Raw genomic sequence first — 18246 nt, 5'->3', positions numbered from 1 at the left:
CTTCCGGCACGTCCCTCCTTTTCTTAGAAAATGGCGTCTTTCTCTGTTATAGAACACAAAAAAAGAGCAAATGGCGCTTACCATTCGTACACATTAAATGTTGAAAACATATAATATAGTAGATAAATAGCTTTTCGACAAATTTCACAACTTGTGGACAACCTTCTACACAAGCTGTGTGAAATCAATCCACAACTTATCCACACTTTGTGGATAAAGAGGAAAGGTAGGATTAGTAATCAAGAGTTAAAACACAAATATAATACCAAAATAAACGAGAGCTTGCAATGGTTGTCACAATCTTATCCACAAAGCGGACAACCTGTTGAAAAAACCTTGTCCACAGGGGTTGGTAATGTGAAAATGTTGTCGATAACCTCTGTGGATACTAAAAAAAGCCGAAAAAGATATCCACATGCGTGATTTTAGGGGCAAATTGTTTGAATTTGTCTTTTTTCCGTAAAATTAAGGAATCTAAAAAATAAGGTTTCGAAAGTTGAAAAGGTATGGTATCCTATTATGGTTGCAAGAAATAAAAGCACTAGTGAAGTTGACAATGAATAGGTAACGCAAATATAATAAGTAAGACTGTCTTTAACAGCTATTCCTCGAGGGAGGTGTCATAAATGAAAAGAACATTCCAACCGAATAACCGTAAACGCAGCAAAGTTCATGGCTTCAGAAGCCGTATGAGTTCAAAAAACGGTCGTCTAGTTTTAGCACGCCGTCGCCGCAAAGGCAGAAAAGTATTATCAGCTTAGGCCACTGAATAATGTCAGTGGTCTTTTTTCACGTTATGGGAAAAGATAGATGTGATGCGTAATGAACCGGGGCATGCTTCCTGGTTCAGATGCATCTCATGTTCATAATAAATTTTAAAAGTTTCTGCCAGCCAGTATCGGAGTGAGTCATTTGAAGAAGCGAAATCGTTTAAAGAAAAATGAAGATTTTCAAAAAGTGTTTAAACATGGGACATCAGTTGCAAACCGCCAGTTTGTCTTATATACGCTTGATCAGCCTGAAAATGATGAACTGCGTGTCGGGCTTTCCGTCAGCAAAAAAATTGGCAATGCTGTGATGCGAAATCGGATCAAACGTTTGATTCGGCAGGCCTTTCTTGAAGAGAAAGAGAGACTGAAGGAAAAGGATTACATCATTATTGCCAGAAAACCGGCGAGCCAGCTGACATATGAGGAAACGAAAAAAAGTCTGCAGCATCTATTCAGAAAGTCTTCATTATATAAGAAATCTTCGTCAAAGTAGGCATCACCACTGCTTTCTTACAACTTTTAAAAGCGCTTCCTTTCTGGTTGATCAGAAAAAGACACCATTTAAAACTGAAAGATGCTAAAATACATACAAGTATGCTTTGCAATAAAAGAGTGTAAAGATTAATTATAGGAGGAAATGTTGTTGAAAAGGAGAATAGGGTTGCTATTAAGTATGGTTGGCGTATTCATGCTTTTGGCTGGATGCTCGAGTGTGAAAGAGCCGATCACTGCAGATAGTCCGCATTTCTGGGACAAGTACGTAGTATATCCATTGTCTGAGCTCATTACGTATGTAGCGAAATTGACGGGAGATAACTACGGGCTTTCAATTATTCTAGTTACCATTTTAATTCGTTTATTAATTTTACCGCTGATGATTAAGCAGCTGAGAAGTTCGAAAGCGATGCAGGCTTTACAGCCGGAAATGCAAAAGCTTAAAGAAAAATACAGCTCAAAGGATCAAAAAACGCAGCAAAAGCTTCAACAGGAAACAATGGCTTTATTCCAAAAGCATGGTGTCAATCCATTGGCGGGATGTTTCCCGATTTTGATCCAGATGCCGATTTTAATTGGATTCTATCATGCGATCATGAGAACCCAGGCGATTTCAGAGCATAGCTTCTTATGGTTTGACTTAGGAGAAAAAGATCCTTACTATATTCTTCCTATCGTTGCCGGTGTCGCTACATTTGTTCAGCAAAAACTGATGATGGCTGGCAATGCGCAGCAAAATCCGCAAATGGCGATGATGCTTTGGATTATGCCAATTATGATTATCGTATTTGCGATCAACTTCCCGGCGGCTCTTTCTCTTTATTGGGTAGTTGGTAACTTGTTTATGATTGCGCAAACTTTCCTCATTAAAGGACCTGATATTAAAAAAAATCCTGAGCCGCAAAAAGCCGGAGGAAAGAAAAAGTGAGGAATGTGACTGCTGCAGGGCGAAATGTCGATGAAGCAGTACAGTCCGGATTGCAAGAGCTGGGATTAACGAAGGATAAGGTAGAAATTACTGTTATTGAAGAGGGAAACAAAGGGTTTCTCGGTATTTTCGGCAAAAAGCCTGCGATCGTAAAGCTGGTTGAAAAGATTGATCCGATTCAGCAAGCGAAGTTATATCTTCAAACGATCGCCGAAGCCATTGCCGGGAAGTCTGATGTGACTGTTCAAGAAAGTAAAAAGACAGTGAGATATCATATAACAGGTGAAAAGGCAGCATTGTTGATTGGGAAAAGAGGACAAACCTTAAACGCCCTTGAAACTTTGACACAGCTTGCCCTTAACCGTTATCCAGGCCAATATAAAAATGTGACGGTGGATGCAGGAAACTATCGTTTGAAAAGAAAAGAAACACTGAGCCAGCTGGCCATCAAGCTTGCTGACCAGGTTTTGAAAACGAAAAAGTCCATCCAGCTTGAGCCTATGCCGTCCAGCGAAAGAAAAATTATTCACGATACTCTTTCTGGATATGCAAACCACCAGATCAAAACATATTCAATGGGTGAGGGCGAAAATCGTCATCTCGTTATTTCCCATAAAAGATAGCATAAAACCGAAGTCCGATAAAAATTGGATTTCGGTTTTTTTGTATCCGAAAAATCCACTTTTCCTAGTAATATCAAGGTTTTGCCGTTTAAGTTTTTTCTTTTTAGGTGTATCCTGTTGATAAAAAGGAAGTTCAGGAAATAAAATTAATTGTTATTCACATGTGGATAAGTTAAAGTAATAAGGGACGAATTTCTATTTCTGTGGATAACAAATCTTCCACTTCGAACCAAACTATGTTATCTTTTAGTTTTGGCATAATAAAATTTTTTTTATATAGATGAAGTATAAGTAAAGAGAGGTGAACAACATGGATACAATTGCGGCAATTTCCACACCGATGGGAGAAGGCGCGATTGCGATTGTACGGTTGAGCGGACCAGAAGCCATTCAAATCGCAGATAAAATTTATAAGGGACCGAAGGGGAAAACACTCAGCTCGGTCGAATCACATACGATTCATTATGGTCATATCGTAGACAGACCTTCGGATCGTGTCGTTGAGGAAGTAATGGTATCAGTGTTAAAAGCGCCGAGAACTTTTACACGGGAAGATGTTATCGAGATAAACTGTCACGGGGGAATTGTGACTGTGAACCAAGTGCTTCAGCTCGCATTGAGAGAGGGAGCGAGACTGGCAGAGCCTGGCGAATTTACGAAACGTGCGTTTTTAAACGGGCGTATCGATCTTTCACAGGCGGAAGCGGTTATGGACTTAATCAGAGCGAAAACGGACCGGGCAATGAACGTTGCTATGAATCAAATGGAAGGGCGTCTTTCTGCTTTGGTGCGCCGTTTGCGCAGTGAGATTTTAGAAACACTGGCCCATGTTGAGGTGAATATCGATTATCCGGAGTATGATGATGTAGAGGAAATGACGCATCAGATTTTAGTCGAAAAGGCAACCGCCGTGAAAAAGGAAATTGAGGCGCTGCTGAGGACTTCTGAGCAAGGAAAAATCTTACGTGAAGGTCTTTCTACCGTCATTATTGGCCGGCCAAACGTAGGAAAATCATCTCTTCTGAACAGCCTCGTTCATGAGGCAAAAGCCATTGTAACCGATATTCCCGGAACGACACGGGATGTAATTGAGGAATACGTGAATGTAAGGGGCGTCCCGCTTCGTCTGGTTGATACAGCAGGTATTCGCGAAACAGAGGATATTGTTGAGCGAATCGGTGTTGAACGTTCTCGCCAGGTTCTAAAGGAAGCGGACCTGATTTTACTTGTGCTTAATTATAGTGAAGAGCTTTCTGAAGAAGACGTGAAGCTTTTTGAAGCCGTTGAGGGCATGGATGTTATCGTGATTTTGAATAAGACTGACCTTGAGGCGAAGATTGACACTGAACGTGTCCGTGAGCTTGCCAATGGACGTCCAGTTGTTACGACATCTCTTTTAAAAGAGGAAGGCATCAATGATCTGGAAGAAGCGATTCAGTCGCTGTTCTACACGGGTGCCATTGAAAGTGGGGATCTGACTTATGTCAGCAACACACGTCACATCTCTATTTTACAGCAAGCAAAACGCGCCATTGAAGATGCGCTTAGCGGCATCGAACAGGATGTCCCGATCGACATGGTGCAAATTGACCTTACAAGATGCTGGGAGCTTTTAGGGGAAATCATTGGAGATTCTGTCCACGAAAGCTTAATTGATCAGCTCTTTTCTCAATTCTGTTTAGGAAAATAATTAAAAGGAGGAACTAGAATCATGGGGTATGAAGCAGGCCAATACGATGTGATTGTGATTGGCGCCGGGCATGCCGGTGTTGAGGCTGCCCTCGCATCTGCACGCCAAGGCGCCAAAACGCTTGTCTTGACCATCAACCTAGATATGGTTGCATTTATGCCATGTAATCCGTCTGTCGGCGGCCCCGCAAAAGGGATTGTCGTCCGCGAAATTGACGCGCTCGGCGGAGAAATGGGAAGAAACATCGATAAAACGCATATTCAAATGAGAATGCTGAATACAGGAAAAGGTCCAGCGGTTCGTGCATTGCGTGCACAAGCAGACAAATTCCAATATCAGCACGAAATGAAAAATACGCTTGAAAAAGAACCAAACTTAACATTGCTGCAAGGAATTGTGGAGCGGCTGATCGTTGAAGACGGCGAATGCCGAGGCGTTATTACACAAACAGGCGCACATTATCGTGCGAAAGCAGTTGTCATGACGACAGGGACATATTTAAGAGGACGTATCATTCTTGGTGATCTGTCTTACTCAAGCGGCCCGAATAACCAGCAGCCTTCTATTAAACTTTCTGAGCATTTGGAGGAACTCGGTTTTGACCTTGTTCGTTTTAAAACAGGTACGCCGCCTCGCGTTAAAAGCGACACGATTGATTACAGCAAAACGGAAATTCAGCCTGGTGACGATGTGCCTCGCGCTTTCTCATATGAAACAGTGGAATATATCACAGATCAGCTCCCTTGCTGGCTGACATATACAAGCCCTGAGACACATGAGATTATTGACAGCAACCTGCACCGTTCACCGATGTATTCCGGTATGATCAAAGGTACAGGTCCAAGATATTGCCCGTCCATTGAAGATAAAGTTGTACGATTTAATGATAAACCGCGTCACCAAATCTTCCTTGAGCCGGAAGGCAGAAATACACAGGAAGTCTATGTCCAAGGTTTATCTACAAGTCTTCCAGAAGACGTACAGCAAAGAATGCTTGCAACGATTCCTGGACTTGAAAACGTGCAAATGATGAGAGCCGGCTATGCGATCGAGTATGATGCAATCGTACCGACACAGCTCTGGCCGACACTTGAAACAAAAAAAATCACAAACCTTTACACTGCAGGCCAAATTAACGGAACATCCGGTTATGAAGAAGCTGCGGGACAAGGGATTATGGCGGGAATCAATGCAGGACGAAAAGCGCTTGGAAAAGAAGAAGTGATTTTAAGCCGTTCTGACGCCTATATTGGTGTTCTGATTGATGACCTTGTGACAAAAGGTACCAATGAGCCATATCGTCTTTTGACATCACGTGCGGAATACAGATTGCTGCTTCGCCATGACAATGCTGATTTGCGTCTGACAGAAATCGGACACCGCATTGGATTGATTTCTGATGAGCGCTATGCGGCCTTTGAGAAGAAAAAAGCTGCGATCGAAGCGGAGAAAAAACGTCTTCATTCTGTAATTATCAAGCCGTCTCCGGAAAATCAAGAATATATCCGTTCTCTTGGCGGAAGCGAATTGAAAGATGGAGTTCGCGGCACAGACTTGATGAAGCGTCCTGAAATGAACTATGAAACAGTCACAAAACTGGCGCCGCCAGAAGTGCCGGTTCCTCAAGACGTGGCAGAACAAGTAGAAATCCAAGTGAAATATGAAGGATATATTGAAAAATCTCTTCAGCAAGTGGAAAAACTGAAGAAGATGGAAAATAAAAAAATTCCAGATCGAATTGATTATGACGCAATTAAGGGGATTGCGACCGAGGCGCGTCAAAAACTGAAAAATGTACGGCCTTTGTCTGTTGCCCAAGCTTCCCGCATTTCCGGTGTAAACCCGGCGGACATTTCAATTCTATTGGTGTATTTAGAGCAGGGACGCATTGCGAAGATAGCCGAATAGAAAGGATGACGGCATGAATATTGAAGAATTTACTTCTGGTTTGGCGGAAAAAGGGATCTCCCTTTCTCCCCGTCAGCTAGAGCAATTTGAGCTGTATTACGACATGCTGGTTGAATGGAACGAAAAAATCAATCTGACTTCAATAACAGAGAAAAAAGAAGTGTATTTAAAGCATTTTTATGATTCCATTACAGCTGCTTTTTATGTCGACTTCAATCAGGTGAACACGATTTGTGATGTCGGAGCGGGAGCGGGTTTTCCAAGTCTGCCGATAAAAATATGCTTTCCGCACCTCAATGTCACAATCGTAGATTCACTGAATAAACGGATCACGTTTTTAGAAAAGCTATCTGAGGCTTTGCAATTGGAGAATACAACATTCTGCCATGACAGAGCTGAAACGTTCGGGCAACGGAAAGACGTGCGTGAAAGCTATGATATTGTGACGGCACGAGCAGTTGCGAGATTATCTGTTTTGAGTGAGCTTTGCTTGCCTCTGGTGAAGAAAAACGGTTTATTTGTTGCTTTAAAAGCCGCATCAGCTGAAGAAGAACTGAATGCAGGCAAAAAAGCAATCACGACGCTTGGAGGAGAACTTGAGAATATCCATTCTTTTAAGCTGCCTATTGAAGAAAGCGATCGTAATATTATGGTGATACGCAAAATGAAAAATACACCTAAGAAGTATCCAAGAAAACCGGGAACTCCTAATAAATCGCCAATTGAAGGGTAATTTAGACAGCCTGATATGACAATACCATCATATTTTCATCAAAATTGATGGATGTACAGCAGGAAAAACCATGAGAAAATAGAATTATAAAAATGGCAGTTTTTAAAGGTGGTGTAGGTACATGAAGCATTCATTCTCTCGTTTCTTCGGGCTTGGTGAGAAGGAACAGGAGCCGGAGATTGCTGAACATGATACAAACAAAGAAGAGATTCTGGAAATACCGGTAAATGCTATCGTTCCCAACCGTTTTCAGCCACGCACCATTTTCTCAGATGAAAAAATCAAAGAGTTAGCAATGACCATTCATACACACGGCATTATTCAGCCGATTGTTGTTAGGCATACAGAAGAAGAAGGCCAATACGAACTCATTGCAGGTGAAAGACGCTGGAGAGCGGTGCAATCGCTTGAGTGGGAAAAGATTCCGGCAATTATTAAGGATTTTTCCGACACGGAAACCGCTTCTGTGGCGTTAATCGAAAACTTGCAGCGGGAAGAACTGTCTTCTATTGAGGAAGCGCATGCTTATGCTAGGCTGCTTGAGCTGCATGATTTAACACAGGAGGCACTCGCACAGCGCTTAGGAAAAGGGCAGTCTACAATCGCGAATAAGCTTCGGTTATTAAAGCTGCCTCAGCCGGTCCAAGAGGCGATTATGGAGAAGAAAATCACCGAGCGCCATGCCAGAGCGCTGATTCCGCTGAAACAGCCTGAGCTCCAAGTCACACTGCTCACAGAGATTATTGAGAAAAGTTTAAATGTAAAGCAGACGGAAGACCGCGTGGTGAAAATGCTGGAGCAAGGCAAGAGAAAGCCAAAGCCGAGACGCAAAGCATTCAGCAGAGATACAAGAATTGCGATGAACACGATTCGCCAGTCACTATCAATGGTGGAAGACAGCGGTGTAAAATTGAATACGGAAGAAGAAGAATTTGAAGAATATATTCAATTAACGATTCGCATACCAAAATAGAAGCTCTCCTGAAAAGCAGGAGAGCTTTTTATATTTTTAATAAAAGGTAATCACTTACTTTTAGTGAATATTACTATATTAGAATTCTTTTCTTTGAGCTTGTGGATAAACTCTTCAGATTTTTGCGGTGAAATTACTGCATGTCCCCATCCCCCCTGATAATATATTGTGATGGCATGGCGAGAGCCGATCAGACGAAAACCGGACCACAGTTTCTTTTTTTGAACGATTTTCTCGATGTTTTCATAAGGAATTTGATGTTTGATCAATCCGGCTTTAATGATCAGATGGTGTTCCTTCAATACATATTTTAGGTCAATAAAGCTCCAAATGATGAGTCCATTTAAAAGAGTCAGCAGAATAAAAATGATCCAGCCGGAAACTCTCATATTTCCCAGCACAAAAGGAACAATGGCATCTGCTTGTATCAGTAATATGAGAAACACAATCATCAGCGTAACGGGTACATCTCTTTTCGTTTGATAAACCATTTTCTCACCATCCTGTTTCCACGTTCTGTACTGTGACTTCTTCTTTTTTTCTTTAAGAAATTCCTTTTTTAAGTCAAAAAAACATAGAAATTGCAGAATTTATAAGAGAAAGCATAAAGCGTGCTTGAATTTTCAATTATTTCCCTTCTGATTCGGAACAAAATGATGAAAAAAATGAAACGCTTTAATCTTTTTTTGATAGAATAGAAGCAAGATAGTACATGTTCATGTGAAAGTAGGTGACATCGTGGGAAAAATCATAGCAATTACGAACCAAAAAGGCGGGGTCGGTAAAACAACGACGTCTGTCAACCTTGGGGCATGTTTGGCTTACATAGGGAAAAGGGTTCTGCTGGTAGATATTGATCCGCAGGGAAATGCGACAAGCGGATTAGGGATTGAAAAAGCCGATGTAGAGCAGTGTGTGTACGATATTTTAGTAGATGATGCAGATGTAATAGATATTATTAAAGCAACGACAGTAGAGAACTTGGATGTGATTCCTGCGACTATTCAGCTTGCAGGGGCTGAAATCGAGCTGGTTCCTACAATATCAAGAGAAGTGAGATTGAAGAGAGCGCTTGAAGCAGTAAAGCAAAATTATGATTATATTATCATTGATTGTCCGCCGTCATTGGGCTTGCTGACGATTAATGCCCTTACTGCCTCGGATTCCGTTGTGATTCCTGTACAGTGCGAATATTATGCCTTGGAGGGTCTCAGCCAGTTATTAAATACAGTACGTCTTGTGCAAAAGCATTTGAATACTGATTTAATGATTGAAGGTGTATTGCTGACAATGCTTGATGCCCGGACAAACCTTGGCATTCAAGTGATTGAAGAGGTTAAAAAGTATTTTAGGGATAAAGTATATAAGACAGTTATTCCGCGTAATGTCCGTCTGAGTGAGGCACCGAGTCACGGAAAACCCATCATTTTATACGATCCGCGGTCAAGAGGTGCGGAAGTATATTTAGATTTAGCAAAGGAAGTGGCTGCGAATGGCTAAAGGCCTTGGAAAAGGGATTAATGCGTTATTTAATCAGGTAGATTTGTCTGAAGAGACAGTTGAAGAAATTAAAATTGCCGATTTACGCCCTAATCCTTATCAGCCAAGAAAACACTTTGATGACGAGGCATTAGCTGAACTAAAAGAATCTGTGCTGCAGCATGGCATTCTTCAGCCGCTTATCGTCAGAAAATCTTTAAAAGGCTATGATATTGTTGCGGGAGAACGGCGTTTTCGAGCGGCAAAGCTGGCAGGTTTAGATACAGTTCCGGCCATTGTCCGTGAATTATCAGAGGCGTTAATGAGGGAAATTGCTTTATTAGAAAACCTTCAGCGTGAAGATTTATCTCCGCTTGAAGAGGCTCAGGCATATGACTCCTTGTTGAAACACTTAGATCTCACACAAGAGCAGCTTGCCAAACGTCTTGGGAAAAGCAGACCGCATATTGCGAATCATTTAAGACTGCTGACACTGCCAGAAAATATTCAGCAGCTTATTGCCGAAGGCACGCTTTCTATGGGACATGGACGCACGCTTCTTGGCTTAAAAAACAAAAATAAGCTTGAACCGCTGGTACAAAAAGTGATTGCGGAGCAGCTCAATGTTCGCCAGCTTGAGCAGCTGATTCAGCAGTTGAATCAGAATGTTCCACGTGAAACAAAGAAAAAAGAACCTGTGAAAGATGCGGTTCTAAAAGAACGGGAATCCTATCTCCAAAATTATTTTGGAACAACAGTTAATATTAAAAGACAGAAGAAAAAAGGCAAAATCGAAATTGAATTTTTCTCTAATGAAGACCTTGACCGGATTTTAGAGCTTTTGTCTGAACGAGAATCGTAAATGAAGAAACCATCTTTCAAGCGAAGATGGTTTTTGTTTTATATGCGCCCAGTGAGCCTTTGCAACGGGTTAAGGCGTTCTTGCCTCCACTCTGTCCGATCTGTTAAACTCAATCCTTCCGCGAGAACATTGGCCATATTCATGACCAAGTTGAGTCTTGTATTTTGCAATACAAAATATTCCATGAAACCGCTAACATTCACGATTCCGTTAATATGAAGATCTCCCACTTCAGGAAGGTCTTTTTGTACACCGGCTCCGGGCTTTAATGGCCCGTCCCCGATTTGAAATGAACCCACACTCTTAACGCGGCCTAAGCATGCATCGACTGCTATAACAAATGGGTTTTTATGTAATTTATGAATGTCATTGATTTTATCCTTCATGTTCACAGCATGGACGGGGTCAGATAAGGTTCCGTAGACATGGAATCTGGTGAGCTTCATCTGTTTGAGTTTCATTCCTACGAGCGGGCCCAATGAATCACCGGTTGAACGGTCTGTTCCGATACAAACCACAACAATTGGTTTGCCGGCAGCTTTACGCAAGGATGAAGAAAGGATGGTTTGGATTTGTTTTGCCGCTGCAGCATCTGTATGTGAAACATATTGCTTTACTCGTTCCTGAGAGGAAAAAAGCCCGCCTTTTCGATTCATGGGTTTCACTTCCTTGTTATAGTAGGTAACAGAATTGCTATGGTGTGTGTTTCGTTATGTAAGGTTGTTTACAGTATATCCAGCAGTACGGTTTTTTATGCTTTGTGTATGACACCGGAGATTTTAAAAAAGTAGAGGTTATTATGAATGGTTAGTGGGTGAATTATAAATATTGTCCCCCATTGCCTCGATCATGATCAAGCTACGGTCTGCTTACAAAACACTTTATAGATAGGAATGGTTAATGAGGTTCATTCCTTCATTCCACTGCAAAATGATATATTTTTAGACTGCCTCCATCAGCAGTCTTTTTTTTATGTGTATTTCGTATGATAATTTCAGCTTGTGTTCAAATGTCTATGAAAATATGGCATGTTTGCTTTCCTTTATTTATATAGTAACAATAACGGGAACAAGCTGAACTTTGTCTATGAGGTGATAGTGTTGTGGAGAGCCGGAATGAAGTGGATGCTGCTCATATTAGGGAGCCTGATCGGGGCCGGATATGCGAGCGGTCAGGAGATATGGCAGTTTTTTGGGGCGGAAAGCGGACTTGCTATTGTGCTGTTTACAATCATGTTCATTTTCTCGTCTTATATTGTGATGAAAATCAGTTTTAAGGTTCAATCCACTCATTTTCTGCCGGTTCTGGAGCATTTAATGGGGCCATGGCTGGCGAAAATTTATGATGTCCTCATCATTTTTTATTTGTTTTCGACGACTATGGTGATGATTGCCGGAGGCGGTGTGACCCTGCAAATGTACAAGCTTCCTTTCTGGTGGGGAATCACGCTGATTTGCATCGTGACAGTGTGTTTGTTTTTGTGGGATGTGAAAGGAATATTATCTATAAATAGTATTTTGATTCCTGTGTTAGTAGCGGGGCTTTTATATGCGCTGATCTCCTTTCAGAGCACACATCACCATACGTGGACGATTGATTTGTCCCAGCAGTATAACTGGCCTGCGAGCATTACGTTTACCTCTTTAAACATCCTTTCAGTTGTTGCGATTTTATCCTCTGTTGGGAAAGAGATGAAAGGGCTCGGAGAAGCAAAAATCGCAAGTGTGGCAAGCGGTCTTATTTTTGGCGTGATCTCATTTGTTTATAATGAAACGTTGGTGGAGCTGGCGGGCTCCCTTTCTCAGTTTGAAATACCGCTGTTTGCCGTTCTGGAGGGTGCGCCTTATTTCCTTTTTTTATGTATGACGGCGGTGCTGTGCCTGGCGATTTACACGACGACGGTAGCTGGTTTGCTGGGTTTGTCCAGCCGGCTGATGGCGTTTATTCATATGCCGAGATGGATGATTGTGTTGATTTTGTTAGTGTTAATGGTACCTTTTACTTCTTTCGGATTTTCTGATTTGATCGCGTTCTTGTATCCGATATATGGGATGCTCAATTTGTATTTGTTAGTTTGTCTGCTCTTATATCCTATTTTGAGTAAATGGAAATAAGAGGATGTATTTCTTTTCGGGTATCTTGATTGCTCTTATGATCAGTTTTTTTGTACAATAGATACAGCAGTTTAGGAAAAGAGGTGAAGGGTCTTGGCGGATAAAGACTTTGGCCTGAATGATATCGTAGAAATGAAAAAACCGCATCCATGCGGAGCGAACAGCTGGAAAATTATACGCATGGGAATGGATATTCGAATTAAGTGTGAGGGATGCTCTCACAGTGTTATGATTCCGAGAAGAGAATTTGAAAGAAAACTAAAAAAAGTACTAGTCAAGCATGAGGAGCCTACTTCATAAATAGGCCGACACTCATGCTTTTTCATATAGAAGGTAAGGAGAAGACGGCGATGAGCAAAGTGCATCAGTCGGCATGTCCGCTGAATTGTTGGGACAGCTGCGGCTTTTTGGTGACTGTTGATGATGGAAAGGTAACAAAAGTGGACGGAGATCCAAACCATCCGATTACGGAAGGTAAAATCTGCGGCCGCGGCAGAATGCTTGAGACAAAAACAAATTCGCCTGATCGGCTTCGCTATCCAATGAAAAAACAAAATGGCGAGTTTGTGCGGATTTCTTGGGAGCAGGCACTTGATGAAATTGCCGATAAACTTCGGGAAATCAAGGAAACGTCGGAGACGACTGCTGTTTTGCACAGCCATGATTATGCGAATAACGGTCTGTTAAAAGCGCTTGATCAGCGTTTTTTTAATGGATATGGCGGCGTGACCGAAATCGTCGGAAGCATATGCTGGGGCTCCGGCATCGAGGCGCAAAGCTGGGATTTTGGCCGTTCGTACGGTCACGGACCGCTTGATATTTACAACAGCAAGCATGTTGTTGTGTGGGGAAGAAATGTATCAAGAACAAATATGCACTTATACCATCACTTGCAGCAGGTGAAAAAGAAGGGCGCCACGATTACGGTGATTGATCCGATCTTCAACCCGACTGCTAAGCTTGCCGACCGCTATATCTCTGTAAAGCCTGGAATGGACGGCTGGCTTGCGGCAGCCGTTTTGAAGGTTCTGATTGAGATGGGAAGAACGGATGAAACGTTTATTTCTGAGCATTCTGTCGGTTTTGATGATGTGAAAGAGCTTTTGAAGACCGTTTCTCTGGAAGAGTTTATTGTGAAAACAGAAACTTCTATGGAGGAGCTGGAGTATTTGGCAGGTTTGTATGCTGATGGTCCGGTGTCTACTTTTATGGGGCTTGGCATGCAGCGATATAAAAACGGCGGGGGAACGATTCGTTGGATTGATGCACTTGTGGCGGCAAGCGGAAATGTCGGAATTAAGGGCGGCGGCGCGAATTTCGGAAATGTCCAGATTGGTGAGAGCTTTGCAAAAACAAAGCTGACGCTGCCGGAATTAAAAACAACATCCCGTTCTTTTTCAATGATGACGCAGGCTGAAGAAGTGTTGACCGCTGCTGATCCTGCGATTGAGATGATTATTGTGACGTGCGGAAATCCGCTGACTCAGGTGCCGAATACAAATAAGGTGAGACAAGCTTTTGAAAAGGTTCCAATGACGGTCGCGATTGATTCCATTATGACGGATACCGCAAAGCTGTGTGATTATGTTTTGCCGACTGCCACTGTTTTTGAAGAAGAAGATATCTACTATTCCAGTATGTATCATCATTATGTTCAGTACGGGAAGAAGCTTGTGGAGCCGCAGGGTGAAGCGAAGTCGGACAGCTGGATCTGGTCAGAGCTTGCAAAACGTCTTGGGTTTGGCGAGCTGTTTGAATACAGCACTCAAGAATTTTTAGAGATGGGGCTTTCTTCATTGGAAGCAGAGGATGTGACACTTGAGCGTTTAAAAGAAAAAGGCCACCTCCCTCTTCCAGTAAAACAGGTGCCGTGGAATGATTATCAGTTTTTGACGCCGAGTGGAAAATTTGAATTTACTTCGTCGCTAGCTGAGCAAAAAGGATTTAGCGGCTCGCTTCAATTAAATGTGCCCGAAGAATCTGTTTTCCATAATGAGGAGTTAGCTGGAAAGTACCCTTATACGCTCTTATCCATTCATCCGCAGCGTTCCAATCATTCACAGCATGTGCCGTTTATTGAAAAGCTTCAGCACGTTCAGGTCGATATTTCTCCAGATATAGCGGCTGAGCAGGATCTTCAGGATGGAGACGAAGTTGTTATCTTTAATGACCGCGGACGCTTGAAGGGCAAGGTGAAAGTGATGAAGCAGGCTCATGCGAAGACGATTAATATAGATGAAGGCATGTGGGCGGCTTTTGGAGGGTCAGTCAATGCACTGACAAATGATACAAATTCTGATAATGGAATGGGAAGTACGCTTTTTGACTGTTTAGTAGGCTTGAAAAAAGCATAATCAAAGGGATTGGCAGGCTGAAAATGCTTTTTTGTCAGCTTGTCTTTTCCAGTGAACCTCCTTATAATTGCTCTAGGTTCAAAATACGTTCATACAATGACGGTTTTATATAGAGGAGATGAAAGAATGGCTTTAACAGCTGGAATTGTTGGTTTGCCGAACGTCGGAAAATCAACACTATTTAACGCAATTACACAGGCCGGTGCCGAATCAGCCAACTACCCGTTCTGTACAATTGATCCGAACGTGGGAATTGTAGAGGTACCGGATGATCGTCTGCAAAAGCTGACTGAGCTGGTCAACCCGAAGAAGACTGTGCCGACTGCTTTTGAATTCACTGATATTGCAGGGATTGTAAAGGGCGCATCTAAAGGAGAAGGACTCGGCAACAAGTTCCTATCTCATATTCGCCAAGTTGACGCGATTTGCCAAGTTGTCCGTGCTTTTTCCGATGACAACATTACTCACGTTTCCGGAAAGGTTGATCCGATTGATGACATTGAAACGATCAACCTTGAGCTGATCCTCGCTGATATGGAAACGGTTGAAAAGCGGATTACACGCGTCAGCAAGCTTGCGAAGCAAAAAGATAAAGACGCTGTATTTGAGTTTGAGATTTTATCTAAACTGAAAGAAGCGTTTGAGAGTGAAAAGCCTGCTCGATCTGTAGAATTCACTGAAGAGCAGCAAAAGCTTGTGAAGCAGCTCCATTTACTGACTTCGAAGCCTATTTTGTACGTGGCCAACGTAAGTGAAGATGAAGTTGCTGATCCATCTGGCAATGAAAATGTAGCGAAGATTCGCGAGTACGCTGCCGGCGAAAATGCAGAAGTTATCGTTGTGTGTGCAAAAATCGAATCTGAAATCGCTGAGCTTGAAGGCGAAGAAAAGCAAATGTTCTTGGAAGAGCTGGGCATTCAAGAATCAGGTCTTGATCAGCTGATCAAAGCGTCTTACTCTCTTCTCGGCCTCGCAACATATTTCACAGCCGGAGAACAGGAAGTCAGAGCTTGGACATTCAAAAAAGGCATGAAAGCCCCTGAGTGTGCAGGAATTATTCATAGTGACTTTGAGCGGGGCTTCATTCGTGCTGAGACAGTTGCTTATGAGGATCTTCTTGCGGGCGGCGGTATGGCAGGAGCTAAAGAGGCAGGAAAAGTCCGCCTTGAAGGGAAAGAATATGTGGTCCAAGACGGAGATGTTATTCATTTCCGATTTAATGTATAGGATGCAGTTGTAAAGGGACAAGAGCTTTGGTATAATATAAAATTGTGAGTAATAGAATTATTGCTCCTTGCCCATTATGGGCCGCTTAGTCCAAAAGGAGGTGCAAACAGATGAGAAAGTACGAAGTTATGTACATTATCCGCCCAAACATTGACGAAGAGTCTAAAAAAGCAGTTATCGAGCGTTTCAACAACGTTCTGACTTCTAACGGTGCGGAGATCACTGGAACAAAGGATTGGGGTAAACGTCGTCTTGCTTACGAAATCAACGATTTCCGCGACGGTTTCTACCAAATCGTAAACGTTCAATCTGACGCTGCGGCAGTTCAAGAATTTGACCGTCTAGCTAAGATCAGTGACGATATCATTCGCCACATTGTTGTTAAAGAAGAAGAATAAGCAATTTTGAAATATATAATGGTAAAAGGTGGTCTTTCTTATGCTTAACCGAGTTGTATTAGTCGGAAGACTGACAAAAGACCCAGAGCTTCGTTATACGCCAAACGGTGCGGCTGTTGCTACGTTTACTCTTGCTGTGAATCGTACATTTACGAACCAGTCCGGAGAACGTGAGGCCGATTTCATTAATTGTGTCACTTGGAGAAGACAAGCCGAAAACGTTGCAAACTTCTTGAAAAAAGGAAGCCTTGCAGGCGTAGATGGCCGTTTACAAACAAGAAACTATGAAAACCAGCAAGGACAGCGTGTCTTCGTGACAGAGGTCCAAGCTGAAAGTGTTCAATTTCTTGAGCCGAAAAACGGCGGCGGTTCTGGTTCAGGTGGATACAACGAAGGAAACAGCGGCGGAGGCCAGTACTTTGGCGGAGGCCAAAATGATAATCCATTTGGGGGAAATCAAAACAACCAGAGACGCAATCAGGGGAACAGCTTTAATGATGACCCATTTGCCAACGACGGCAAACCGATTGACATCTCGGATGATGATCTTCCATTCTAATGTGATTATCGCCTAAAATGAAAAAGAAAGGAGGGAAATGACAATGGCAGGAGGACGCAGAGGCGGTCGTGCGAAACGCCGTAAAGTGTGTTATTTCACTTCTAACGGTATCACGCACATCGACTACAAAGATGTAGATCTTCTTAAAAAGTTTGTTTCTGAGCGCGGTAAAATTTTACCACGTCGTGTAACTGGAACAAACGCTAAATACCAACGTAAATTGACTGCAGCGATCAAACGCGCACGTCAAATGGCTTTACTTCCATACGTAAGCGGTGAGTAAGCTGATACGTAAAGAGCAAGGACCTTCGGGTTCTTGCTCTTTTTTATAGGGGGGAGGATGAAACATGAAGTTGATTGCATGGAATGTAAACGGCCTGCGGGCTGTGATGAGAAAAATGGATTTCCTCTCTTATTTGAAAGAAGAGGATGCAGATATTATATGTCTTCAGGAAACGAAGATACAGGACGGCCAGGTTGATCTCCAGCCTGAAGGCTATCATGTGTACTGGAATTATGCAGTGAAAAAAGGATATTCCGGCACAGCTGTTTTTTCTAAGCAAGAACCGCTGCAGGTCATCTACGGTATCGGAGTAGAAGAGCATGACCAAGAAGGCAGAGTGATTACGCTGGAATTTGAAAACGTGTTTGTGATAACTGTTTACACGCCCAATTCCAGAAGGGGATTAGAGCGGATTGATTACCGCATGCAATGGGAAGAGGCCTTATTGTCTTATATTCTTGAATTGGATCAGAAAAAACCAGTGATTTTATGCGGTGATTTGAATGTAGCCCATCAGGAGATTGATTTGAAAAATCCAAAGGCGAACCGGAATAACGCTGGATTTTCAGATCAAGAAAGAGAGGCATTCACTCGTTTCTTAGAAGCTGGCTTTGTTGATTCTTTTCGTCATGTTTATCCTGATCTTGAAGGCGCTTATTCCTGGTGGTCGTATCGTGCCGGCGCCCGGGACAGAAATATTGGATGGCGGATTGATTATTTTGTTGTTTCTGAAAGCCTTAAGGAACAGATTGAAGATGCCAGCATATCAGCGGATGTCATGGGTTCCGACCATTGTCCTGTTGAACTTATCATCAATATATGATGAGATAGCAGTAAGGATTTTACACTT

At 42.5% G+C, this 18246-nt stretch carries 20 protein-coding genes; 18 read left to right on the top strand and 2 right to left on the bottom strand.

Translation table 11 applies throughout. The features are described from left to right. The first annotated feature begins 626 nt into the window (after positions 1 to 626). From rpmH to noc, 8 genes are all read left to right on the top strand, one after another. Positions 627 to 761, top strand: a complete 135-nt coding sequence (gene rpmH / locus NYE20_RS22270) for a 50S ribosomal protein L34 (protein ID WP_003178075.1) — start codon at positions 627 to 629, stop codon at positions 759 to 761. Between the two features lie 151 nt (positions 762 to 912). Further along, positions 913 to 1263 carry a ribonuclease P protein component gene (gene rnpA / locus NYE20_RS22265; protein ID WP_003242628.1) on the top strand — a complete coding sequence of 117 codons (351 nt, stop codon included), beginning with the start codon at positions 913 to 915 and terminating at the stop codon, positions 1261 to 1263. 144 nt (positions 1264 to 1407) lie between these two features. Beyond that, the gene (gene spoIIIJ / locus NYE20_RS22260) at positions 1408 to 2193 is read left to right on the top strand and encodes a YidC family membrane integrase SpoIIIJ (protein WP_010886648.1); all 786 of its coding nucleotides are present in this window, start codon (positions 1408 to 1410) and stop codon (positions 2191 to 2193) included. After that, positions 2190 to 2816 carry an RNA-binding cell elongation regulator Jag/EloR gene (gene jag, locus NYE20_RS22255; RefSeq protein WP_038828064.1) on the top strand — a complete coding sequence of 209 codons (627 nt, stop codon included), beginning with the start codon at positions 2190 to 2192 and terminating at the stop codon, positions 2814 to 2816. Before spoIIIJ ends, jag begins: the two co-directional genes overlap by 4 nt. Before the next feature lie 310 nt (positions 2817 to 3126). Then, the gene (gene mnmE, locus NYE20_RS22250) at positions 3127 to 4506 is read left to right on the top strand and encodes a tRNA uridine-5-carboxymethylaminomethyl(34) synthesis GTPase MnmE (RefSeq protein ID WP_014478576.1); all 1380 of its coding nucleotides are present in this window, start codon (positions 3127 to 3129) and stop codon (positions 4504 to 4506) included. A gap of 21 nt (positions 4507 to 4527) precedes the next feature. Continuing rightward, positions 4528 to 6414 carry a tRNA uridine-5-carboxymethylaminomethyl(34) synthesis enzyme MnmG gene (gene mnmG, locus NYE20_RS22245; RefSeq protein WP_003226825.1) on the top strand — a complete coding sequence of 629 codons (1887 nt, stop codon included), beginning with the start codon at positions 4528 to 4530 and terminating at the stop codon, positions 6412 to 6414. A gap of 13 nt (positions 6415 to 6427) precedes the next feature. After that, positions 6428 to 7147, top strand: coding sequence for a 16S rRNA (guanine(527)-N(7))-methyltransferase RsmG (gene rsmG, locus NYE20_RS22240; protein ID WP_100506062.1), 720 nt, complete (start codon positions 6428 to 6430; stop codon positions 7145 to 7147). Between the two features lie 121 nt (positions 7148 to 7268). Next, a complete protein-coding gene (noc, locus tag NYE20_RS22235; protein ID WP_015250778.1) occupies positions 7269 to 8120 on the top strand; it encodes a nucleoid occlusion protein in 852 nt (283 codons plus the stop codon). 50 nt (positions 8121 to 8170) lie between these two features. On the opposite strand, the gene NYE20_RS22230 is transcribed toward noc, so the two are convergent. Next, positions 8171 to 8611 (bottom strand): PH domain-containing protein, encoded by a 441-nt coding sequence (locus NYE20_RS22230; protein WP_161621074.1) that lies wholly within the window; start codon positions 8609 to 8611, stop codon positions 8171 to 8173. Between the two features lie 247 nt (positions 8612 to 8858). On the opposite strand from NYE20_RS22230, the gene soj reads away from it, so the two are divergent. After that, positions 8859 to 9620, top strand: a complete 762-nt coding sequence (soj, locus tag NYE20_RS22225) for a sporulation initiation inhibitor protein Soj (protein ID WP_003219244.1) — start codon at positions 8859 to 8861, stop codon at positions 9618 to 9620. Next, positions 9613 to 10461, top strand: coding sequence for a stage 0 sporulation protein Spo0J (gene spo0J / locus NYE20_RS22220; RefSeq protein WP_003226832.1), 849 nt, complete (start codon positions 9613 to 9615; stop codon positions 10459 to 10461). The genes soj and spo0J overlap by 8 nt, the downstream gene beginning before the upstream one ends. Positions 10462 to 10499: 38 nt before the next feature. Here spo0J and yyaC read toward each other — a convergent pair whose 3' ends face one another. After that, positions 10500 to 11117 (bottom strand): spore protease YyaC, encoded by a 618-nt coding sequence (gene yyaC / locus NYE20_RS22215; RefSeq protein WP_024571349.1) that lies wholly within the window; start codon positions 11115 to 11117, stop codon positions 10500 to 10502. Positions 11118 to 11558: 441 nt separating this feature from the next. Here yyaC and NYE20_RS22210 point away from each other — a divergent pair, with 441 nt between their 5' ends. From NYE20_RS22210 to xth, 8 genes are all read left to right on the top strand, one after another. Further along, positions 11559 to 12575 (top strand): membrane protein, encoded by a 1017-nt coding sequence (locus NYE20_RS22210; protein ID WP_010886647.1) that lies wholly within the window; start codon positions 11559 to 11561, stop codon positions 12573 to 12575. A gap of 93 nt (positions 12576 to 12668) precedes the next feature. After that, a complete protein-coding gene (locus NYE20_RS22205) occupies positions 12669 to 12875 on the top strand; it encodes a DUF951 family protein (RefSeq protein ID WP_003226838.1) in 207 nt (68 codons plus the stop codon). A gap of 50 nt (positions 12876 to 12925) precedes the next feature. Next, positions 12926 to 14929, top strand: coding sequence for a molybdopterin-dependent oxidoreductase (locus tag NYE20_RS22200; protein WP_161621075.1), 2004 nt, complete (start codon positions 12926 to 12928; stop codon positions 14927 to 14929). A 126-nt stretch (positions 14930 to 15055) separates the two neighbouring features. Then, positions 15056 to 16156 (top strand): redox-regulated ATPase YchF, encoded by a 1101-nt coding sequence (gene ychF / locus NYE20_RS22195; protein ID WP_161621076.1) that lies wholly within the window; start codon positions 15056 to 15058, stop codon positions 16154 to 16156. A gap of 110 nt (positions 16157 to 16266) precedes the next feature. Next, complete coding sequence (rpsF, locus tag NYE20_RS22190; protein WP_003244064.1) at positions 16267 to 16554, top strand: 30S ribosomal protein S6; 288 nt, start codon at positions 16267 to 16269, stop codon at positions 16552 to 16554. 40 nt (positions 16555 to 16594) lie between these two features. Continuing rightward, positions 16595 to 17113 (top strand): single-stranded DNA-binding protein SsbA, encoded by a 519-nt coding sequence (gene ssbA, locus NYE20_RS22185; protein WP_003219228.1) that lies wholly within the window; start codon positions 16595 to 16597, stop codon positions 17111 to 17113. A 43-nt stretch (positions 17114 to 17156) separates the two neighbouring features. Then, complete coding sequence (gene rpsR, locus NYE20_RS22180) at positions 17157 to 17396, top strand: 30S ribosomal protein S18 (RefSeq protein WP_003219224.1); 240 nt, start codon at positions 17157 to 17159, stop codon at positions 17394 to 17396. 64 nt (positions 17397 to 17460) lie between these two features. Then, positions 17461 to 18219: an exodeoxyribonuclease III gene (gene xth, locus NYE20_RS22175; RefSeq protein WP_124072546.1), complete on the top strand. Its 759-nt coding sequence runs from the start codon at positions 17461 to 17463 to the stop codon at positions 18217 to 18219. Positions 18220 to 18246 lie beyond the last annotated feature (27 nt).

This window comes from Bacillus sp. FSL R5-0416, assembly GCF_037975425.1.
Taxonomy (GTDB): Bacteria; Bacillota; Bacilli; order Bacillales; family Bacillaceae; genus Bacillus; species Bacillus subtilis.
This window is presented reverse-complemented; position numbering and strand designations above follow the sequence as displayed.